The 21,919-nt window shown below is 37.8% G+C and carries 18 protein-coding genes; 8 read left to right on the top strand and 10 right to left on the bottom strand.

Annotation, left to right across the window (positions count from 1 at the left end):
• Positions 1-10: 10 nt before the first annotated feature.
• From EA772_RS08145 to EA772_RS08100, 10 genes are all read right to left on the bottom strand, one after another.
• On the bottom strand, positions 11-1,078 hold the full coding sequence (locus tag EA772_RS08145; protein WP_210405085.1) for a M20 family metallo-hydrolase: 1,068 nt from the start codon (positions 1,076-1,078) through the stop codon (positions 11-13).
• Positions 1,079-1,146: 68 nt separating this feature from the next.
• Positions 1,147-1,956: a pyrroline-5-carboxylate reductase gene (proC, locus tag EA772_RS08140; RefSeq protein ID WP_010600141.1), complete on the bottom strand. Its 810-nt coding sequence runs from the start codon at positions 1,954-1,956 to the stop codon at positions 1,147-1,149.
• 369 nt (positions 1,957-2,325) lie between these two features.
• Complete coding sequence (gene argB / locus EA772_RS08135) at positions 2,326-3,114, bottom strand: acetylglutamate kinase (RefSeq protein WP_124912406.1); 789 nt, start codon at positions 3,112-3,114, stop codon at positions 2,326-2,328.
• Positions 3,115-3,180: 66 nt separating this feature from the next.
• Positions 3,181-4,152 (bottom strand): acetylornithine carbamoyltransferase, encoded by a 972-nt coding sequence (locus EA772_RS08130; protein ID WP_116170450.1) that lies wholly within the window; start codon positions 4,150-4,152, stop codon positions 3,181-3,183.
• Between the two features lie 79 nt (positions 4,153-4,231).
• Positions 4,232-4,588, bottom strand: a complete 357-nt coding sequence (locus tag EA772_RS08125) for a four helix bundle protein (RefSeq protein ID WP_124912404.1) — start codon at positions 4,586-4,588, stop codon at positions 4,232-4,234.
• 105 nt (positions 4,589-4,693) lie between these two features.
• Entirely contained in the window at positions 4,694-5,824 is a 1,131-nt protein-coding gene (locus EA772_RS08120; protein WP_124912402.1) for an aspartate aminotransferase family protein, read from the bottom strand.
• Between the two features lie 25 nt (positions 5,825-5,849).
• On the bottom strand, positions 5,850-6,218 hold the full coding sequence (locus tag EA772_RS08115) for a four helix bundle protein (protein WP_124912400.1): 369 nt from the start codon (positions 6,216-6,218) through the stop codon (positions 5,850-5,852).
• Between the two features lie 25 nt (positions 6,219-6,243).
• Positions 6,244-7,269, bottom strand: a complete 1,026-nt coding sequence (argC, locus tag EA772_RS08110) for an N-acetyl-gamma-glutamyl-phosphate reductase (protein ID WP_124912398.1) — start codon at positions 7,267-7,269, stop codon at positions 6,244-6,246.
• Positions 7,270-7,442: 173 nt separating this feature from the next.
• Positions 7,443-8,636, bottom strand: coding sequence for an argininosuccinate synthase (gene argG / locus EA772_RS08105; protein ID WP_124912396.1), 1,194 nt, complete (start codon positions 8,634-8,636; stop codon positions 7,443-7,445).
• Positions 8,636-9,337 carry an N-acetyltransferase gene (locus EA772_RS08100; RefSeq protein ID WP_010600148.1) on the bottom strand — a complete coding sequence of 234 codons (702 nt, stop codon included), beginning with the start codon at positions 9,335-9,337 and terminating at the stop codon, positions 8,636-8,638. The genes argG and EA772_RS08100 overlap by 1 nt, the downstream gene beginning before the upstream one ends.
• A 569-nt stretch (positions 9,338-9,906) precedes the next feature.
• On the opposite strand from EA772_RS08100, the gene EA772_RS08095 reads away from it, so the two are divergent.
• The 8 genes from EA772_RS08095 to EA772_RS08060 all read left to right on the top strand — a co-directional run bounded on the left by EA772_RS08095 (position 9,907) and on the right by EA772_RS08060 (position 21,898).
• Positions 9,907-10,614 carry a DUF4397 domain-containing protein gene (locus tag EA772_RS08095; RefSeq protein WP_124912394.1) on the top strand — a complete coding sequence of 236 codons (708 nt, stop codon included), beginning with the start codon at positions 9,907-9,909 and terminating at the stop codon, positions 10,612-10,614.
• A gap of 211 nt (positions 10,615-10,825) precedes the next feature.
• The gene (locus EA772_RS08090) at positions 10,826-13,282 is read left to right on the top strand and encodes a TonB-dependent receptor (protein WP_124912392.1); all 2,457 of its coding nucleotides are present in this window, start codon (positions 10,826-10,828) and stop codon (positions 13,280-13,282) included.
• 62 nt (positions 13,283-13,344) lie between these two features.
• A complete protein-coding gene (locus EA772_RS08085; protein WP_168187503.1) occupies positions 13,345-14,055 on the top strand; it encodes a DUF4198 domain-containing protein in 711 nt (236 codons plus the stop codon).
• A gap of 71 nt (positions 14,056-14,126) precedes the next feature.
• Positions 14,127-15,329 (top strand): PepSY domain-containing protein, encoded by a 1,203-nt coding sequence (locus tag EA772_RS08080; protein ID WP_124912388.1) that lies wholly within the window; start codon positions 14,127-14,129, stop codon positions 15,327-15,329.
• Positions 15,330-15,352: 23 nt separating this feature from the next.
• Entirely contained in the window at positions 15,353-16,273 is a 921-nt protein-coding gene (locus tag EA772_RS08075; RefSeq protein WP_116170458.1) for a DUF6607 family protein, read from the top strand.
• Positions 16,274-16,400: 127 nt separating this feature from the next.
• Positions 16,401-17,540, top strand: coding sequence for a M28 family metallopeptidase (locus EA772_RS08070; protein ID WP_124912386.1), 1,140 nt, complete (start codon positions 16,401-16,403; stop codon positions 17,538-17,540).
• A 175-nt stretch (positions 17,541-17,715) separates the two neighbouring features.
• A complete protein-coding gene (locus EA772_RS08065; protein WP_124912384.1) occupies positions 17,716-18,792 on the top strand; it encodes a DUF5694 domain-containing protein in 1,077 nt (358 codons plus the stop codon).
• Between the two features lie 331 nt (positions 18,793-19,123).
• The gene (locus tag EA772_RS08060) at positions 19,124-21,898 is read left to right on the top strand and encodes an outer membrane beta-barrel protein (RefSeq protein ID WP_168187502.1); all 2,775 of its coding nucleotides are present in this window, start codon (positions 19,124-19,126) and stop codon (positions 21,896-21,898) included.
• Positions 21,899-21,919 lie beyond the last annotated feature (21 nt).

The following is a 21,919-nucleotide window of genomic DNA, read 5'->3' as shown; positions in this document are numbered from 1 at the left end:
TTTGTGCCAATTAACCCACAACTACTGGTTTCAACATATTCACATAGCCCTCCACACCCTCAGCTACTTCCCGAACATATAAAAATTCATCAGCCATGTGTGAGCGACCAGAAAAACCTGGTCCACATTTTACTGACGGAATATCCAATAAAGCCTGATCTGAAGTGGTAGGCGAACCATAAGTAGTTTTGCCCAAGGCCACACCTGCCTGAACCACAGGGTGGTTTTTATCTATTGATGATGGTTTCAAACGAATCGAACGCGGTGTTACATCACAATCAACATTCGCACGGATAATTTCCAACACTTCTTCGTTTGTATAAGCATCGGTAACCCGAACATCAACTGTAAAAGTGCAATTGGCCGGCACCACGTTATGCTGTGAACCCGCATTGATAATGGTCACCGTCATTTTCAGCGGACCAAAAACTTCAGATACTTTAGGAAACTGGTAATTTCTGAACCATTCGATATCTTTCAATGCTTTGTAAATGGCGTTTTCACCTTCTTCCCGAGCCGCGTGACCTGCTTTACCATGAGATACACAATCCAAAACCAACAATCCTCGCTCTGCAATGGCCAGGTTCATTTCCGTTGGTTCACCAACAATTCCAAATTCAAGTTCACCTAAATCTGGTAAAACCAATTCCAAACCATTGTTTCCAGAAATTTCTTCTTCAGCCGTTGCTGCCAAACAGATGTTGTATTTTAAATTTTCCTGTTCGTAATAATATAAAAACGTTCCAATTAACGAAACCAGGCAACCCCCGGCATCATTGCTGCCTAAACCAAACAATTTATCGCCCTCAATGGCAGCATCATAAGGGTCGCGGGTATAACCAGAATTGGGTTTAACTGTATCATGATGAGAGTTCAACAACACGGTGGGCTTACTGGCATCGAAATGCTTATTGTATGCCCAAACGTTATTCATTTTACGCTGGGTTTTAATCCCTCTCTCCTCTAAGAACTGAGCAATTAAATTCGCAGTTCTGTCTTCTTCTTTACTAAAAGACTGGATGCGAATTAGCTGTCGCAATAAATCCAGACTTTCTTTTTGTATATTTTCTAACAACATAGTATTGAGTAGTTAGTATCAAGTATTAAGATATAGAGCCTAAACCCTACACCCTTAAACTTCCACTTCTAAGCTTCTTTTACGTACAAATTCCCTGCTTTTAAGGCCGATAATTTTATACCTTTTATTAATGATGAACTAAAGCCATTGTGCTCCATTTCGTTTAAACCAGCAATGGTACAACCTTTCGGCGAAGTTACCTTATCTATTTCTGATTCCGGGTGTGTGCCGTGTAATAAAAGTAAATCGGCGGCACCCTTTGCAGTTTGAACCGCCATTTTTAGCGCTTCATCGGCATGGAAACCAATTTCTACACCTCCTTGCGATGCGGCTCTGATGGCCCTCAAGAAAAATGCAATTCCACAAGCACAAAGTGCCGTAGCAGAAGTCATTAAGTCTTCGTTTATTTTCACTACCGAACCAACCGTTTCAAACATCTTAGTCACCTCAGCAATATTTTCTGCCGATGCATTATCGCTCGCCATACAAGTCATCGATTGACCGATTGCAATTGCAGTGTTCGGCATCACTCGGATTACCTCCACATCATCGCCTAATTTCTCACGCACCGCAGCACAACTTACACCTGAAATTACCGAAATAACCAAATGTTTAGCTGAATCAATCGATGAGTTAATCTCATCCAAAACCGCATTTAACTGCTGGGGCAACACAGCAAGAATCACCACATCAGCGTTAGTAACTGCTTGTTTATTATTGTTACTCACAACAAACCCAGCTTCAGCAAAAGATTTTAAATGGTCGATATTTCTACGGGTGAGCGTAATGTCGCCAGCTTTAGCGAAATCAGCCTTCACCAAGCCTTTTGCTAAAGATAATCCGATATTTCCGCTACCTATTATGGCTATTTTCTTCATGTGGTTCGTTTATTTGGTTTAGTTGGTTAAACTATTTTAATTGTCGTACAGCGTGTAATCGATGTTTGAAAAGCAAGTTCAGTAATGCTATTAATCTCAGTCCTGCTATTCACTTCAATCTTTTTTAAACACCTGTCATGCATTCTATCTTGTTAGTGTAAGGAGGAATGACGTGGCAATCTTTATTATTTGTTCTGCAAAAAAGTATTTCCACTTCTATCAGGTTTAAATTACTCTCGCTATTGCTAGAAACGAAGTGACCTCTCCCCACCAAACTGCTAAAAGGAGATTGCTTCGTGCCTCGCAATGACGGAGAGATTAAATAATTGCAATAAACCTATCCTCCATGCAAAGTCCCCTTTAGGGGATTTAGGGGTTCATTTTCGTTCCAAAAGTTCCTTCAGCAAGTTCATTTAATTCATCGGCTTTGCCAATATACACTGCGGAAACACCTTTTTTAATCGCCTCAAAAGCATTGTGCAATTTAGGAATCATCCCGCCTTGCACTGTTCCATCAGCCTTCAAACCTTCAAATTCATCTGTTTTAATTTCTCTAACTACAGAATCATCATCATTTACATCCCTTAAAACACCTTTCTTCTCGAAGCAATATACTAAACGCGTTTCGTATAAAGCCGACATTGCTACAGCAACCGATGATGCAATCGTATCAGCATTAGTATTTAACAACTGCGTATCACCATCATGCGTTATTGCACACAAAACAGGAACCAATCCGGCTTTCAACAAACTATCTAAAGTAGTCGAAGAAACAGAATGCTCATCCAAATCACCTACAAAACCATAATCAATTTCTTTTACAGGGCGTTTTTTGGCTTTGATAATATTTCCATCTGCACCTGTTAAACCAATAGCATTACTGCCTTTAGCCTGTAACTGGGCAACCATGTTCTTATTTATCAAACCAGCGTACACCATTGTAACAATGCGCAATGTTTCAATATCTGTAACTCTACGCCCTTCAATCATTTTAGCTTCAACACCTAAACTTTCACCCAGTTCGGTTGCAATTTTACCGCCTCCATGAACCAAAATTTTATCGCCAGGCAAAGCCGTAAAGTCTAATAAAAACTGATGTAAATTGGCAGAGTTATCGATTACGTTTCCGCCAATTTTTATGATGGTAAGTTGTTTCATATTTTTTTGAGCTTAAAGTCGAAAGCAGAAAGCTTAAAGCTTTAGTCTTTAAGCTTTCTGCTTATTTTATAATTCTTCCAGCATCGATTTTATCACCGCCTGTGCTGCCCATAAGCGATTGCCTGCCTCATGAATAACCAATGAATTTGGACCATCTAAAATCTCAGAAGACAATTCTAAATCGCGACGCACCGGCAAACAGTGCATTACTTTCGCATCGTTGGTAAATTTCAGCTTTTCGTTGTTCATCATCCAGCCATCAGGATAAGTTAAAACTTTACCATATTCTTTGTAGCTGCTCCAGTTTTTCACATAAACGTAATCAGCGCCAGCCAAAGCTTCTTCTATATTATATTGTATATCTGCACCTGGTGTAAATTCTTCTGCCAATTCATAACCTTCGGGTTGTGCGATGGTAAAATCAATCATCCCTTCTGCTTGCGCTTTGCACATCCATTCTGCAAAAGAATTTGGAACAGCCTGCGGCAAAGCTTTTACATGAGGTGCCCAAGCCAAAACAACTTTTGGTTTTCTTCCATCAGGTTGTTTAGTCCAGGTTTCGTGAATGGTAATAATATCGGCAAAACTTTGTAAGGGGTGGCGAGTTGCGCTTTCCAAACTCACGACAGGAACAGCGCAATACTTTACAAATTTGTTAAAGAAATCTTCACTATAATCTTCCTCACGATTGTTTAACTTCGGGAAAGAGCGTAATCCCAGAATGTCGCAATATTGACCCATTACGGCAGCAGCCTCACGAATGTGCTCAACGGTTGAGCCATTCATTACCACACCATCCTGTGTTTCTAAAGCCCAACCTTCTTTATCCAAATTCATGACCATCACATTCATCCCTAAGTTTAGCGCAGCTTTCTGAGTGCTTAAACGGGTACGCAAACTTGGATTCATAAAAACCAACCCTAAGGTTTTGTTTTTACCCAAACTTTGATGTGCATAAGGATTTGCCTTTAATTCTAGCGCATCTTTTACAAATTGTTTGATGCTTGGAACATCATGTACGGAAGTGAAAAGTTTCATTTTTTAAAGCTTAAAGGTTAAAGCTAAAGGCTGAAAGCTTACTGCGAAAATGCAGAAAACAAAGCCTGACTTTAACTTATTATGTTCTTAATCGCTTCAGCAAGCCTATAAGCATTGCCTTAACTTCGTTCGTTTTATTATTTATTTCTTGATACTTCTCCTCATTTAAGTATCTCAAATCCTTTGCCAGCAAACAAGCATATTCTGCTTCATGGCAGGAGCCTAATGCCATATCTAAAAACCGAGCAAAATCCATTGTGGAATTTCTTCCTGCCCCCTCTACAATATTTAAAGGAATAGAGTAAGCCGCTCTTTTAACCTGACTATGCAAATCATACTTTTCGGATGCAGGAAATAATGGAAGTATATCTGAATAAACAAATAGCACCATCAAATGCGCTTTTTTCCATACTTCCAATTTTTGATAATCTCTCATTTTCGTTTAAGCTTAATGTTTAAATAGAAAATAGGGATACACTAATTTAATCCTTTACCATCATATAAGCTAATTGCATTCCGCTTTTAGCTTTAGTCTTTCAGCTTATTTTACCAACTCACTAAACGCCGCCAAAAACTCATCAGCGTGTGCTTTAGTTAAATTCAAAGCTGGCAATAAACGGATAACATTCGGTTTTGCCTCGCCTGTAAAAATAAAATGTTTAAATAATAACTCCTTTTTAACATGGGCCAATTCTTCAGGCAATTCAATCCCAATCATCAATCCGCGACCGCGAACTTCTTTTACTTGCTCAAATTTCTTCAATTCGGTAATTAGATAGTTCCCGATTTCTTCAGCATTCTTCATCAGGTTATCTTTTTCCATCACCTCTAAAACAGCTAAAGCCGCAGCGCAAGCCAAATGGTTACCGCCAAAAGTGGTACCTAATTCACCATGCCATGGTTTAAATTTTGGTGCAATTGAGATTCCCGCTACCGGAAAACCGTTACCCATTCCTTTGGCCATGGTATAAACATCTGCTTCAACACCTGAATAATCGTGTGAATAAAACAAACCTGTTCTGCCATAACCGCACTGAACCGAATCGGCAATGTAAACTGCATTATACTCATCACAAAGTGAACGGATTTTCTGTAAGAAACTCTTCGAGGCTTCTTTAATTCCGCCAACACCTTGGATGCCCTCGATAATTACAGCTGAAATTTCATCGCCCTGCGATTTAAAAGTTTCTTCCAAAGCTACTTCATTATTAAAAGGCAGGAAGATTACATTTTCAGTTTGATTAACAGGTGCTACAATTTTAGGGTTATCAGTTACCGCAACCGCTAATGATGTACGCCCGTGGAAAGCACCTGTGAAAGCGATTACTTTCTTTCTGCCATTATAAAATGAAGCGAGTTTCAACGCATTTTCATTCGCTTCTGCACCAGAGTTTACCAGGAATAATTGAAAATCTTTTTTCCCAGAAACCTGACCTAGTTTGTCTGCCAATTGAACCTGCAAAGGAATTTTAACTGAATTGGAATAAAAACCAACCTTGTTTAGTTGGTCAGTCAAACGGCTTACATAATGCGGATTGGTGTGACCAATCGAAATCACTGCGTGACCGCCATATAAGTCTAAATATTTTTGTTCATTAGCATCCCAAACATTACTGCCAGATGCTTTTGTAATTTCTATATCGTTAAGAGGATAAACGTCGAATAGTTGCATGTTACGATGTTAAAAGTTGTACGTTTTAAGTTATAGGTTTGGGTGCTCTCACTCTCGAAATTAAATTGATAAGCATTGCCTTAACTTCATTAATACTGTTAGATAAAACTGTGAATTGCTCTTCAGTTAGGTAATCTAAATCTCTTGATAAAATCAAGAAATATTCTGTTTCATTAGCCGAACCCAAAGAGATACTTAAAAATTTCGCCAAATCTGCTTGTGAATTTTTACCACAACCTTCGGCAATATTTGCTGGTATAGATGCCGATGCCCGCCGAAGTTGATTTGTTAAACTATAAACTTCTTCCTTTGGGAACTTGGCACTTGTTTTATAAATACTAAGCGTAAGTTGATGGGATTTTTCCCAAACTTTTAAATCTTTGAAATTTTGCATCCACTTATAACGTATTACTTAAAACCTAAAACCCTACTGCTTTCAAACGCAGGCCCGCTGTTTCTTCCAAGCCAAACATTAAGTTCATATTCTGAACTGCTTGCCCGCTGGCGCCTTTTAACAGGTTATCGATAATGCTGATGATAAACAGTTTATTTCCATGTTTTTCTACATGAACCAGCGCTTTATTGGTATTTACTACCTGTTTTAAATCAATGTTTTTCCGACTAACATGCGTAAAAGGATGCGCATTGTAATAGTCTTCATAAATAGTTTGTGCTTCTTCTAAAGTTAAATCACTTTCTAAATACATCGCTGCCAAAATACCTCTGGTAAAATCTCCGCGTTGCGGGATGAAACTCAAAGTTTCTGAAAGAGCTGGTTGCAATTGCAATAAACTCTCACCAATTTCATTCAAATGTTGGTGCTCGAAAGCTTTGTAAATGGAAAGGTTATTATTTCTCCAACTAAAGTGGGAAGTTACTGCCAAACTCTGCCCTGCACCAGTTGAACCAGTGGTTGCATTAATGTGAATTTCTGCATTAATTAAACCTTTTGCCGCTAAAGGCAATAAACCCAATTGAATACAAGTTGCAAAACAACCAGGATTTGCGATGTTATGAGCGGATTTTATTTTTTCACGATTTAATTCTGGAAGCCCGTAAACAAAGTCACGATTTTCAAATTTAGCATTGGCGTTCAATCTGAAATCCTGAGATAAATCAATGATTTTGATATTATCATTAATCGGGTTTGCGGCCAAGAATTTCTTAGCATCACCGTGGCCAACACAAAGGAAAAGCACAGTCTCCCCTAAATCCCCTCCTGAAAGAGGGGACTTAAATAATTCTTCAAAATCAGTTCTATCTGTAAAACGTAAATCTGTATCGCCAATTAAATCAGTATGTACATCAGAAATTAAATTCCCTGCATTACTGGTGCTATTTACGAAAGCAATTTCAACATTTGGATGGTTAATCAAGATACGGAGCATTTCGCCACCTGTATAACCTGCTCCACCAATTATTCCTGCCTTAATTTTGTTACTCATAATCTGTTCTATCAATTATAGATGGATATGAAAATTAGTTTTAATAATCCTTCGACAAGCTACCGATGTAAAATCGGGATAAGTCAGGATGACAATTGTAAAGAGATTGCTTCGTCTTTCCTCCTCGCAATGACGAGGCAGGAACGGAAGCTTTCTACTTTAGTCATTTAGCTTTAAGCTTCTTCAGAATTCACTTTATGCCAAATCATTACCTGGTTACCAAAGATTTTAGAAAAACCTTTCACATCTTCGCCACTCCAGGCATTATTCATTTCGCCGTAGCTACCAAATTTATTACTCATTAAATCGTGGTTAGATTCAATACCGATAATGTGGAAACGGTAAGGCAACAATTCAACAAATACTTTACCGCTTACTACCTTTTGCGTATCTGCCAAGAAAGCTTCGATGTTCCGCATAATTGGGTCGTGGAATTGACCTTCGTGCAGCCAGTTACCGTAGAAAGAAGATAATTGCTCTTTCCAGCTTAACTGCCATTTTGTTAGCGTATGTTTTTCTAAAGTGTGGTGTGCTTTAATAATTAGAACCGGTGCTGCAGCTTCGAAACCAACACGCCCCTTAATACCGATAATCGTATCGCCAACGTGAATATCTCTTCCAATTCCGAAAGGTTGAGCAATGGCTTGAAGTTTTTGAATCGCTCTAACCGGAGCTAAAGTTTCACCATCAATTGCTACCAATTCCCCTTTTTCGAAAGTTAGTTCCAGCTTACGCGACTCTGTTTCCGAAACCTGAGTTGGCCAAGCGCTTTCTGGTAAAGTTTCATGAGAGGTTAGAGTTTCCTTTCCCCCTACTGAAGTTCCCCATAAACCTTTGTTAATTGAATATCTTGCTTTTTCAGCACTATATTCGACACCATGCTCGGCTAAATATTCTATTTCCGCTTCGCGGGATAATTTCAAATCTCTAATTGGGGTAATGATTTCAACTTCAGGAATAATGATATTGAAAATCATATCAAAACGTACCTGATCGTTACCAGCACCTGTACTGCCATGAGCAACATAATCAGCACCGATTTTTTTTACGTAGTTAGCAATTGCCGTAGCCTGACTAACGCGTTCTGCACTAACAGAAAGTGGATAAGTTGCATTTTTTAATACGTTTCCGAAGATTAAGTATTTAATGCACCCATCGTAGTAACTTTCAGTTTCATCTACCACAGCATGAGATTTCACACCTAAAGCATAAGCTCTTTTCTCAATCTCTTGTAATTCTTCGTCAGAAAAACCTCCAGTATTTACAATTACCGAGTGAACTTCTAACCCGCGATCTTGCGCCAGATAAATACAACAAAATGAGGTATCAAGACCTCCGCTAAAAGCTAAAACTACTTTCTTCTTCATTACTTATTAAATAATAGGGTAAATAAAAACATCAATACTTTAAAGCCTGATTTCGGCTTAGGTTTAACAACTAAACGTTGTTTGATGCGCATAAAACGCTCATATAATTTGGGTTTCTTTTGTAACTCTTCGGCAAATTTTTTGGCAGCATCATGTTTTTGAGTAGCCGGATCGTAAAGCATAGCGGTACACATGCAGTTTTTACGTTCCTTCATTTTCAATATTTCGAAGTTTACACAACTTTGGCAACCTTTCCAGAATTCTTCATCCTGTGTTAATTCTGAATAGGTAACCGGTTCATAACCTAAATCTGAATTAATTTTCATTACGGCTAAACCTGTGGTTAGTCCAAAAATCTTCGCTTTTGGGTACAAACTTCTGGAAAGCTCGAAAACTTTCTCTTTGATGGCATGTGCCAAGCCAGCTTTTCTAAATTCAGGCGAAACGATTAAACCAGAGTTGGCCACAAATTGTCCGTGGCTCCAGGTTTCGATGTAGCAAAAACCAGCCCAGGTACCATCTTTATGAAATGCAATAACGGCTTTGCCTTCTTGCATTTTATTTGCAACATAGTCAGGAGAACGTTTAGCAATGCCCGTACCACGTGCTTTAGCAGATTCGGCCATCTCGGTTACGATTTGTTCTGCAAATACACGATGTTCAGGAAGTGCAACCTGCACTATAAATTCGTTAATATCCATTCGTTTTCTAACGAAAAATTATAAGTATTCTTGTTAATTGGGTTTTTAGAGAGGATCAATTCCTCGTTACGTTTAGTGGAGTACTAAATACGTGGAGTAAAATTTTGCCGACTTGTGGGATAGTAAAATACGGGCTGGAAATGATTAATAAACAGACTTTTCCCAAACGCCAGTTGCGTTGTGAAAACAGAAAGTTTATGTAAAAAATTTTTAATCATCTCTTGCGTATTAAAACGGCTTTAACTCTATTGAGGTGCAAAGGTTTAAATAATAATTGAGTTACACAATATTAAACTGATTTTTTTATAAAATCATAACATTTTTTTAAACTCTCCTGACTTATGAGAAAGTGATCAGGCTAAATCAAAATTTTCACTTTATATAGCGCTGTTGCCATTGCTTCACGAATTTTAACATTATTAACAAAAACTGTAAGTGGTTTAACAATACTTAACATCATTTAACAACCAGCATTAGGGTTTAAAACGAATATTTGCAATGTTGTAGCGAATTCGTTGTCGTTGCCGTTTTAAAAGTATACGTTTTATCTTAAATCAAACCGAAAATTAATGAAGAATCTTTCCTTATTTAGCCCCAGAAGTTTAACCTACACTCTTTCAATTCTCTTATTCGTCTTAATTACTTTTAGCTCCTGTAAAAAAGAAGAAACTGACACCAACTTAAGTTACATCAGAATTATTAATTCGGCGCCAACTTTAGCTACCTATTATCCATTTATCAATAGCACATCGGTAAGTTCTTCAGCATTGCCTTATGGCGGTTCAACTGCTTACACAACCTATGCTACAGGTTCCACAACCGTAAAGTTTACCTCTGAAAATAACGCTGAAAGTTTATTTACCAAGACTATAAATTTAACCCCCGGCACTTATAACAGCTTTTACCTTATCAATAAACCTGGTGAACTGGAGGCTTTATTCATTTCAGACGATTTAACTATGGCATCAGCTGATCGGGCATATATCCGTTACATCAATTTAGCACCCGATGCGCCAGCATTAGATTTAGCAAAAACTGGCGAAACCACTGCATTAATTACAAACAAAAGCTACAAAACAGCAAGCGGGTTTATCGCCATAACACCTGGAACATATACATTCGATGCGAAGGAAACTTCAACCGGAACGGTAAAAGCAGTTTCAACGAGCGCAACCTTTGTGGCAGGATACCATTACGATATTATTTGCGGTGGCTTAATTAATCCAGCCAATGATACAGAACGAGCCATAAACCTGGCGACAGTTCTGATTAAATAAAAATTTTACCCCAAAAATTATCGTTTCAGGATTGCCAAAGTCGGCAATCCTTTTTTTTTTGAGATGATTGATGCTTTGCTCTCGAGCAGATTAATCCTACCAGACGTTAAAATTCAGAAATCTTATTTAGAATTGTTCAAAATAATTTGGATAATAAAATTTTCTAACGTTATTTTGCGGCTGTTTAGAATTAATCCAAATAAAATTTAACATGCACCAAGTCAGACTATTCAGTTTAACGCTCATATTCATCCTCCTCTCCATATTTTCATACGCTCAGCAAACTGCTACCATTAAGGGTACTGTTACCACATCAAACGGTAAACCAGCTGCATATATTTCGGTAGGCTTAAAAGGTAAAGGCCAAGGTACCATCACCGATGATGAAGGGAAATATACCATTAACCGTGTGAAACCCGGAACCTATACCATTAAAGCATCAGCAGTGGGAATTAATTCATCTGAGCAGTCGATTACAGTTGTTGAGGGCGAAAATAAGACCTTAAATTTTGTTCTGGTAGAAAACGATCAGGCCTTGGAAGAGGTGACCGTTGCAGGCATCAATAAAAAATACAAAGTAAGTTTACCTTCAGCCACCTTAAGGCTGAACGAGCCCCTACTGGAAGCGCCACAAAATATCCAGGTGGTAAGCAACCAGGTAATTAAAGATCAGCAACTGATAAGCATGAGCGACGGAATACTAAGAAATGTTAGTGGAGCCGTTCGTTTAGAACACTGGGGGGATTTGTATACCAACGTATTAATGAGGGGTTCACAAATTCAGGCCATGCGTAACGGCTTTAATGTAGTTTCATCATATTGGGGTCCGTTAACTGAGGATATGAGTTTCGTAGATCATATCGAATTTGTAAAAGGTCCGGCAGGTTTTATGTTGGGTAATGGCGATCCAAGTGGAATGTACAATGTGGTAACTAAAAAACCTACCGGATTAAATCAGGGTGAAGTTTCTTTTACCGCTGGAAGTTATGATTTATACAGAACAACCATCGACCTTGATCACAAGTTAACTGCAGACGGAAAATTCTTATTCAGATTAAATGCTGCGGCGCAAAGTAAGGGATCTTTCAGACCATATGAAGAAAACGATCGCTACAGCTTTGCTCCTGTTTTAAGTTATCAAATCACTCCTAGCACAAAATTAACGGCAGAATACACGTTGCAAAATGCAAAGATGACTGAAGTGGGTTCATATTATTTATTCAGCACAACTGGTTATGCAACACTGCCAAGAGATTTTACCCTCACACAACCTGGCGTACAACCTACACGCATCAATGATCACAGCTTAACATTCAATTTGCAGCAGCAACTAGGACAAAACTGGAAGTTAACTGCTCAGGCTGCATATTATAAATACTTACAAAACGGTTCAAGTTCATGGCCATCAGCGGTATATCCTAACGGGACAATTATCCGTAATGTTGGCATCTGGGATGCGGAAAGCTCCATGCACCTTGCTCAGGTATTTTTAAATGGTACAGTGAACACGGGCGGAATAGTTCACCGGATTTTAGCCGGATTTGATGGCGGAAAAAAAGATTACATCGCAGATTGGGGTCAGTCTCATGATCTAGATGCCGCATCATCGCCATTTAATCTAGCCAACCCAAACTATGGTTTTCCATCAAATGGTTACCCAAATTTCGATCGCTCTGCCAGCTTACAAGAAAGAGCCATTGCAGCGGGTGGATTAATGGGACAGAAATACTTAAGCGGTTACCTTCAGGATGAATTGGGTTTCTGGGAAAACAGAATCCGTTTAACACTTGCAGGTAGATACACTTATGTAAGTCAATCGGCTTGGGGTGGCTCACCAGATAAAGCGAAACATGTCACGCCAAGAGTTGGCTTAAGTGTATCGGTTGATAAAAATACTTCTGTTTATGCTTTGTATGATGAGGCTTTTACGCCGCAATCAGGCTTTTTGCGTAATGGTTCCACACCAAAACCGATAACAGGAAACAATAAAGAAATCGGAATTAAAAAAGATTGGTTCGATGGCCGCTGGAATACAACCCTATCGGCTTACAGAATTACCAAACAAAATGAGCTTACTGCCGATCCTAATAATATATTTGTCCCAAACCCTAATGATCCAACTAATACAATAAAAGAAAATTTCAGCATTGTTGTTGGAGAAAAAAGAGCACAAGGGATCGAGTTCGATGTTCGAGGAGAATTGGCCAAAGGCTTAAATTTAATTGCTAACTACGCCTATACAGACGGAAAAGTAACTGAAGTTGCAAATGGAGTCTCTACTGATGTTTTATTTGTAGGACAAGTTATTCCTGGTTTTGCCAAACATACTTCAAATGCCTGGTTAACCTATACGTTGCAAAATGGTGCTTTAAAAGGCTTAGGTATTTCTGGCGGATTTACTTATTTGGTTGACAGGGCAACGGCCAACTTCAGTCCAACAAATCCAGAGCAAAACTTACCTGATTATTTCAAACTGGATGGCGGACTTTTCTGGGCAAATAAAAAACTAAAAATCACGGGAAATGTGTTCAACATTTTAGATAAATACTTATACACCGGATCTTATTATACTGGATATTGGAATGCTCCAGATTACAATCAGGCTGCTTATTCATGGCAGGCTGAAGCACCAAGAAACTTTAGAGTTAGCGTAGCTTACAAATTTTAATCATACCGCCAGTAAAAACTTATCAGATGGTTTTTACTGGCTTTTATTTAAACCGAAAAATAATGAAAACGAAATTATCCCTATTAGTATTATTACTTGCCTTTAGTGTTACCAATGTTTTTTCACATGCACTGTGGATTGAAACTACTGCCAATGGAAAAAAAGGCCAGGCACAAGAAGTAAAAATTTTCTTTGGTGAGTATGAAGCCAACGAGCCTGATTCTGCAGCAAAATGGTTTAGCAATTTAAAACAGTTCAAGCTTGTTTTAACTGCACCCAATGGCGCAATAAAAGTTTTAACGGCTTCGCCGGATGTGCATTTCTTCAAAGCCAGCTTCACACCTGATCAGAATGGAACTTATAAATTATCAGTGGTACACGAAGTAGCTGACATTTATGAAAAAGGCAAATTGTTGTACTATGCTTTTGCAGATGTTGCAGTTGGAGGATCAAAAGTTAATACTGCTTTTCCAGCAGACGCGGCTTTAACAATCAGACCTGGAAAATATGTTCAAAAAGCTGGCGAATCAGCAACTTATCAGGTCATCTACAATAAAACACCATTGGCGAAACAAAAGCTGACCGTTGTAAACGCGGAGCGAAAAGTAGTTCCTACAGAAACCGATGCAGATGGCAAATTTACTTTTAAGCCAGAGCAAAAAGGAAACTATTTTTTAGAGGCCTTTACCGAAGAAAAAGCTTCTGGAAAATTAAATGGAAAAGATTACGAAAAAGTATGGCACTTGGTAACTTATACTACTCAAGTTAACTAAACAACATTACCCTTTTTTTAACCAATTGACAGGTAAACTGGCAGTTGGTTATTTTAGTAAATACAGCTTTAATGGCACTAACAAAACCAACACCAAAAAAAACTAAAAAATCAAAAATAAGAAGAGTCAGTGATTGGCTTCACCTCTGGCTGGGCATTGCCTCGGGTTTGGTGGTTTTTCATTTGGGCATTACCGGGTGCATTTTTGCCTTTCAGCATGAAATTACAGCATTCATCCATCAAAAAGAGTTTTTTGTAACTGTACCGGCGCAACCTCAAACGCTTCCTCTGAGTACATTGAAAGCAAATGCTGAAAAAGCTTTAGGAAAAGGTAAAAAAATCACTTTTATTTCTACTTACAAAGCACCAGATCGTGCATGGGAGTTTGGTGTTTACAAAGCAGGTAACCCTGAAGCATTCTGGTATTTTGATTCGGTTGATTATTACGATGTCGTTTATGTAAACCCTTACACAGGCAAGGTGACGTTGGTAGTAGACCATAAATATGAATTCTTTGCCATTATTAAAATGCTTCACTGGAGTTTTCTACTCAATCATCCCATTGGGCAACAAATTATCGGGTGGGCAACTATCATTTTTGTATTCCTGTTAATTTCAGGAATGGTTATGTGGTGGCCAAAAAATCTTAAGAAATCAAACTTCGATAAGAGTTTCAAAATAAAATGGTCGGCAAAATTTAAGCGCATAAACTATGACCTGCACAATGTTCTCGGTTTTTATGTGATGATCATTTGTTTAATCCTTGCTTTAACGGGACTAGTTTGGGCTTTCAAGTGGTTTCAAACTACAGTTTATGTTGTGGCATCGCGAAGTGTAACCCCGCCAGCCTTTGTGGAAGTTAAATCAGATTCTACCAAAACCATTTCAGCAATTCCTTTTGATGTTGCTTATGAACAGGCGAAGCAAAAATTTACCGATGCCGACCGGATAGGGATGTCGCCGGCTGCAGTTGGCACCGCAACCATTTATGCCACAGGTTACAGAGGTGAAGAAACCTACTGGAACCACGATGTGATACAATTTGATCAATATTCAGGGAAATTACTGAACCGGAAAAATCAATCAGAAAAAAACGCTGGAGAAGCTTTAATCGGCATGAATTACGATATCCATGTCGGAGCGATCTTAGGTTTACCGGGTAAAATCCTGGCATTTTTCGGCAGTTTAATCGCAGCTAGTTTACCAATAACCGGTTTCATTATTTGGTGGGGCAAGAAGAAGAAAAAGAAAAATCATGCAGTTTCAAATCATTAATACAACCTTAAAAACAATATAGAATGAAAATTTTTAACTTAATCGTCGGATTGGCAACACTAGTAACAGTTAGTGCGCATGCTCAAGATAAACTGGAGCAAGACAGAAATTCGATTAAAGCTTTGGCTGGTTTTTACAAAGTAAACTTCAACTATGCTGAAGTAACTTCTCCAAACCCTGACTATACTTTTAGCAAACCTTACAGAAGTCATGGTAACGAATGGGCAGAGATTATTGTTGATGAACCGAAAAAAATTGTGATTCAGCACATGTTAGCCATTAATGATTCTACCGTGATTAAGCACTGGCGCCAGGATTGGACGTATGAAGATCCGGAAATTATGCTGTATACCCAGGATAATGCCTGGAAAAAAGTAAACTTAACAGCCGCAGATGTAAAAGGAAAATGGACTCAAAAAGTATATCAGGTTGATGATAGTCCACGTTACCAGGGTTATGGAACCTGGAGTCACGTTGGTGGTCATGATTCATGGCAAAGTGAAACAGACTCACCTCTGCCGAGAAGAGAATCGACAGTTCGTAAAGATTACAATGTTTTAAATCGAGGCAGCAGAATTACCATTACCAAAGATGGTTGGATGTTTGAGCAAGACAACAAAAAAGTAGTTCGTACACCTCAGGGCGATAAATTGATTGCCACTGAAAAAGGGTATGAAGAGTTTACTAAAATTGATCCGGTAAAATTTGCCTATGCACAAAAATGGTGGGAAAACCAGAAAACGTATTGGGCAGCTGTGCGTGATGTATGGGCAGATTTTGCCAAAACTTCGAACACAAATTTCAAGGTTCAAACGAGTGCCAACGGAAAATTACTTTATGAAACGTTGTTCAGCTTAGGCGATCAATCAATCAAAGAAAAATGGTCTGCTACTCAAAATAAAGAAAAAATAAAAACGGCTCTACAGCCCTATTTAGTGAAATAACCTATTGCAAAATCACATCCTAAGCCATTTAATGTACGCGTTAAATGGCTTTTTTGTTGGCAAATGATTCTGATGGTTTAAATTTATTTATCCTTAAAATTTCCATCAACAATATTAAATTACAACCATGAAAAAGTTTTTGATGCTATTAGCCTTGTTTTCTTCTTTACAATGTTTCGCCCAGGATTCTGTATACACCAGAAAAATGGTTGATAAACTTAGCTCCAAAGCATTGTGGGGAAGAGGTTATACTAAAAACGGGATGCAAAAAGCGGCAGATTTTTTAGCGGCCGAATATAAAAAATCTGGCTTGATTCCTTTCTCGAATAATTACAAACAAGATTTCAACTTTCCGGTAAATACTTTTCCTGGCAAAATGCAGGTGGAAATTAATGGCAAAAATTTGGCGCCAGGAAAGGATTTTATCGTGAACAACGAGAGCCGAAGTATTAAATTTAAAGGAAATCTCTCGCAAAAAGACAGCTTAAATTTTCTAGCTTCGCCGCAGCTTCTGGTTTCTTTAAAAGATAAGTTAACGTGGTCTGTAGCGACAGAAGTTGGAGAGATCACTCAAATTCAAATAAACAGAAAAAATTTCAATGATCTGCCGAAAAAAATTATGGTTGATATCGAAAATAAATTTGTGCCGAATTTTCGGGCATCAAATATTTGTGGTTTAGTTAAGGGTACAAAATATCCAGATTCTATATTGATGATTACCGCTCATTATGATCATTTGGGCGGCATGGGCGCCGAAACATATTTTCCCGGAGCTAATGATAACGCCGCAGGAGTGGCCACCCTGTTGAGCTTGGCTAAATATTATGCCGCAAATCCGCAGCCTTACTCCATTGGTTTTATTTGCTTTGCTGCAGAAGAGGCTGGACTTTTGGGATCAAAATATTATACCGAGAATCCATTATTGCCTTTAAGCAAAATAAAATTCCTGATCAACCTTGATTTGGTAGGCACAGGCGAAGCAGGAATGACTGTTGTTAATGCAAGTGTTTACCCGAAAGCTTTCTCGCTTTTAAATCAGATCAACGATGCGCATAAATACATTTCAAAAATAAATTCAAGAGGCAAAGCTGCCAATAGCGACCATTATTTTTTTACAGAAAAAGGTGTACCTGCTTTTTTTATTTATACCCAGGGAGGACCGCCTGCTTACCATGATATTTTTGACAAGTCTGAAACGCTACCATTGAATGAGTATAACGATCTGTTTAAGCTGATAGTAAATTTCAATAAGAATTTAATGAACTAAGTTTCCATTTTAAGGATGAAACCTGCCGAATTTTATTTGAACCCCTTTAAAGGCAGGATGAATCCTATTCTATCGGCAATTTCAGTTTTGGATAATATTCCGGCCCATTGGGATAATTAAATAGATCAGGTTAGCAAATCAGCTCATATTTGAATCAACAAAAACAAGATTCATTATGAAAACCCTATTTAACTTCAGCCTAATATTATTTATTTTGATGGGCGTATCTATCAAGAGCGATGCTCAAAATCAAATTGAAATCGTAATTGTTGGCTCGGCCCATGACAATTCAAAATCGACTCAAGATTTTCAATCCATCATTAATAAACTCAAAAACTTCAAACCAGATATGGTTTTTGGAGAATATCTCCCACCTGCTGATTATGCTACCCTACCTGAAGATCATTGGGCTAAAAAAGCTTTTAGAAAAGGTCATGATTACCTTGAAAAACTAAATCCCGGAGAAGTTAAAAACCTTTCATCGAAAATTGCCAAAGATAAAAAAGCACTATCATCATTTGCATATTACCATAAAACCAGAATGAACCTGGCCGTAAATTACGCCAAAAACTGGGATAGAGGAAATGCTGATTATCAGATCTTCCTATTGGAAAATGACATGAAATCGCGTTTTGGAAAAGAAGAAATGGCAACTTACACCAAAATGTTTGGGATGACAGATTCGCTAAAAAAAGCTGGTTTGTACAGACCAGGAAGCGAATACGCCAAAATTTATTTTCCACTGATTTATCAGTTGAAGCAAGATCAGATTTACAATATGGATTGCCAAACTTATGATAAACCATGGGGAATTGCCTGGGGAAAGATGGATTCGGCTTACAAAGTGATGATAAAAACAGCGAAAGCCGACACTACCTCTGCAGAAGCAGCTACTGTAAAAGCAATGGACAAGTACTGGGCTTTTACAGAGGAAGAGTCTAAAATTTTTAATGCTGATCCCTATGCTGGTATGAATAGCGAAAAATACGGACGGGTAGATGAGGCATGGAATTTATATGGTGGACGCCACTTTTATGGCTATGCCGGATTTCCTACAGCCTTACTAAAAGATATGGTAGCGCCATGGTTGTTAAGAAATGAAGCCATGTGCAAAAACATAGTTGATCAGGCTATGGCTAAAAACGCCAAGAGGGTTGTTGTTGGCGTAGGCGCCTCACACCGGATTTTTATGGAAGAAATTTTATCAAAAAATCCGAACATTAAAATTATCAATTATAACGACTTAAAGTAACGCTTTCAATTTTATTCTAACTTCCCCGGCATTCACTTTCCGGGGATTTTTAATTTAAAATCATCCCGACTTCAAACAGAAATCCATCCCGCTCTACATTAATGTTAATCCCTTCCATTGTAATTTTTTTGATTGTGTTTGTAAAAGTGAACAAACAAAATTATTTTTAACTAAATATTTAGTTGAATAATTTTTATTGCAACACTTTTAAGTAATTGGCGTCTTGCATTAAACAAACCTGTTCATCCCTTTTTTATACTTGCTCATCACATTTTTAAAAACCAAACCTCAACCCACTATAAATTAGCAATTCCATTATTAAGACATGTATATGAAGAAACTATTACTATCGATCGCTTTTTGCCTTACCTTTTTAAATCTTTTTGCTCAGAAGAATGGAAGTATTACTGGTGTTTTAGCTGATAGCGCTAACCATAAAACCACCTTAAATTATTCAACGGTATCTGTTTATAAAACTGGCGATAGTGTTCTTAATAGCTACAAACTATCGGATGATAAGGGAACTTTCAAAATTAATAACTTGCAGGTTGGCATTAAATACCGTTTAGTTATTACGGCGTGGCAATATGGAACCTACCGGAAAGAAGTGTCCATTACGGCTGAGCAGCCAAATATCAACCTGGGCACACTTTATCTGTCGACACAGGCCAATGATTTAAATGAGGTAAATATTGTAGCAGACAGACCACCCATCATTGTAAGGAAAGATACCATCGAATTTAACGCCGAATCTTTTAAAACCTTACCCTCAGCTGTTGTAGAAGATTTATTGAAGAAACTACCAGGCGTACAAATTGGATCAGATGGCTCAATTCAGGTTAACGGAAAGGCAGTTAGCAAAATATTGGTTGATGGAAAAGAATTTTTTGGTGGAGACCAGCAAATAGCCACTAAAAACCTACCGGCAAACATTATTGATAAAGTTCAGGTGGTTGATGATAAGCAGGCGAAAAGACGAGATCCTGATTTGACAGCAGCAGAAATCCCTCAAATTATAAACCTGAAACTTAAAAAAGCAATTAAGAAGGGTGCTTTTGGAAAGTTATATGCCGGTGGCGGAAGCAAGGAACTTTATCAGGCTGGAGGATTGATGAACTTTTTTCGTGATACCACGCAGGTAAGTGTGCTTGCTTATGGAAACAATATCAATCAGCCAGGTTTTAACCCTAATGATGTGCAAAGGATTGGTGGATTTGCCCGAAGCGGTGTAAATTCTATGATGATGAGTTCAGGAGGATACTTTGAATTTAATGGTATTAGTTTCGGGGGTAGTTTTAACGGTATCCAAACTTCTTCAGGTGGCGGTTTTAATTTTAATACGTTGACCAAAAAAGGAATCAAACTCAACACCCAATACTTTTTTGGGCGGAACGATAATTTGCTTGAAAAACTGACCAATACCAACCAAACCTTAGGTAACGATCGGTTAATTACAAATGCGAATGAGAACACAAGCGCTTTAACGCTAAAACATAACATTGCAGGAAAATTAGATTGGCAAATAGATTCGCTCACACAATTAACCATTGAACCTTTTATAGTTTTAAACTCAACTAATACGGTAAGCACAAATTATTCTAGCAACACAAATGCTTCGGGCCAGTTGGTAAATAACCTGCAAAATTTAATCGATCGCAATTCATCAAGCAATAAATATCAGCTGGTTGCTGATTTGAGCAAAGATTTCAAGAAAGCTGGAAGGGCATTCAATATTGGTTTCGATGTATCTACCACGCCGAACCCAAATCTAAACTATAACCGGAGCATCAGCAATTTCTTTCTTACCCCGTCCACATCCGAAATTGATCAGCTACGTAACAATCAGGTTGAAAATTTTAGATCGTACATTTATACCAACTATAGTGAACCAATCAGCAAAAAGCTGAGTTTTAAAATTGATTTAAGTGGAAATATCCTCAATAATGAAAATGCACTGAGTACTTTTTACCGGAATCCGGCAAATCAATTATATGATATTGCTATACCTAATTTAAGCCAAACGGTAGAACAAAATGGCTTTAAAACAAATACTAATTTAAGTTTAAGATATAAAATCACAAAAGATTTTAACATCCAACCAGGTGTTGTTCATAACTATATCTCATTAAATAATCGTTTCAGCAATTCCAACAATATCGATCAGCGCTATAATTTTATATGGCCAACTTTCCAGCTGGTTTACAAAATTTTCAGACTGAATTATGATGCCCGTTTCACAGAGCCTAATGTGAGCTACCTTCAACCTGTTGCTGATAATACCAATGCACTTTATATTAGAAACGGTAATCCGGCGTTACTACCTGCCAGAATGCAGCGGTTAAGCATAAATATGTACAAATATGATCCTAAAAATCTGATCAATTACAATTTATACGGTTATGGAAATTTCACCAAAAACGGAATTGTAAATACTATAAGCATTAGCAATGGTGTGCAAACCGTTACTCCAGTTAACGTAAGTGGTATTTATAATTTCAATGGTGGGGCAAATGGATCAAGAGATTTTAAAATTAATAAAACAACGTTAAAATTGGGCATAGGTGTTTGGGGGAATATCAATCACGCTCCTGTGATTATCAATAATATCCGCAGTGATGCCAATGTATTTTACATCGGACCAAATGGTAATGTTCGTGTGAACTTTAACGATCTGGTAGAGATTTCTCAATTTTATTCGGTTAGTTTAAACCGCAGCCGTTATCAGGATAGTTTTTATACAAACCTAAGCTATAACACGCATACAGCAACTTCAGAACTGATCATTCGATATCCTAAAAAGGTTGTGTTTGAAACCAATTTCGCCATAACTGCCAATACACAACAAATTGCAGGCTATAATAACAACATTAAACTTTGGAATGCAGCTGTAACCTATCTTTTCATGAAAAACGACCGGTTACAATTAAAATTAGCGATTAATGATATTTTGCAAAGTAATGTACGTAGATCGGTTGAGATTACAGGAAATAGTGTGATTGATTACCAGACAAATAACTTAGGTAGATATGGAATGTTAACACTCACTTACAATATTCAAAACTTTGGACAAAAAGTGGGTGGCCGACAAACATTCTTCAACTTCTAAAAATTTGAAGATCATTATTCC

It is taken from the genome of Pedobacter sp. G11, assembly GCF_003860265.1.
GTDB classification, from domain to species: domain Bacteria; phylum Bacteroidota; class Bacteroidia; order Sphingobacteriales; family Sphingobacteriaceae; genus Pedobacter; species Pedobacter agri.
This window is presented reverse-complemented; position numbering and strand designations above follow the sequence as displayed.

Bases quoted from the DNA above. Each gene is read 5' to 3' on its own strand.
- EA772_RS08070 (WP_124912386.1), top strand. From the start codon at position 16,401: ATGAAAAAGTTTTTGATGCTATTAGCCTTGTTTTCTTCTTTACAATGT.
- EA772_RS08090 (WP_124912392.1), top strand. From the start codon at position 10,826: ATGCACCAAGTCAGACTATTCAGTTTAACGCTCATATTCATCCTCCTC.
- EA772_RS08125 (WP_124912404.1), bottom strand. From the start codon at position 4,588: ATGAGAGATTATCAAAAATTGGAAGTATGGAAAAAAGCGCATTTGATG.
- argB (WP_124912406.1), bottom strand. From the start codon at position 3,114: ATGAAACAACTTACCATCATAAAAATTGGCGGAAACGTAATCGATAAC.
- EA772_RS08120 (WP_124912402.1), bottom strand. From the start codon at position 5,824: ATGCAACTATTCGACGTTTATCCTCTTAACGATATAGAAATTACAAAA.
- EA772_RS08080 (WP_124912388.1), top strand. From the start codon at position 14,127: ATGGCACTAACAAAACCAACACCAAAAAAAACTAAAAAATCAAAAATA.
- EA772_RS08115 (WP_124912400.1), bottom strand. From the start codon at position 6,218: ATGCAAAATTTCAAAGATTTAAAAGTTTGGGAAAAATCCCATCAACTT.
- EA772_RS08085 (WP_168187503.1), top strand. From the start codon at position 13,345: ATGAAAACGAAATTATCCCTATTAGTATTATTACTTGCCTTTAGTGTT.
- proC (WP_010600141.1), bottom strand. From the start codon at position 1,956: ATGAAGAAAATAGCCATAATAGGTAGCGGAAATATCGGATTATCTTTA.
- EA772_RS08075 (WP_116170458.1), top strand. From the start codon at position 15,353: ATGAAAATTTTTAACTTAATCGTCGGATTGGCAACACTAGTAACAGTT.
- EA772_RS08060 (WP_168187502.1), top strand. From the start codon at position 19,124: ATGAAGAAACTATTACTATCGATCGCTTTTTGCCTTACCTTTTTAAAT.
- argG (WP_124912396.1), bottom strand. From the start codon at position 8,636: ATGAAGAAGAAAGTAGTTTTAGCTTTTAGCGGAGGTCTTGATACCTCA.
- argC (WP_124912398.1), bottom strand. From the start codon at position 7,269: ATGAGTAACAAAATTAAGGCAGGAATAATTGGTGGAGCAGGTTATACA.
- EA772_RS08130 (WP_116170450.1), bottom strand. From the start codon at position 4,152: ATGAAACTTTTCACTTCCGTACATGATGTTCCAAGCATCAAACAATTT.
- EA772_RS08145 (WP_210405085.1), bottom strand. From the start codon at position 1,078: ATGTTGTTAGAAAATATACAAAAAGAAAGTCTGGATTTATTGCGACAG.
- EA772_RS08095 (WP_124912394.1), top strand. From the start codon at position 9,907: ATGAAGAATCTTTCCTTATTTAGCCCCAGAAGTTTAACCTACACTCTT.
- EA772_RS08065 (WP_124912384.1), top strand. From the start codon at position 17,716: ATGAAAACCCTATTTAACTTCAGCCTAATATTATTTATTTTGATGGGC.
- EA772_RS08100 (WP_010600148.1), bottom strand. From the start codon at position 9,337: ATGGATATTAACGAATTTATAGTGCAGGTTGCACTTCCTGAACATCGT.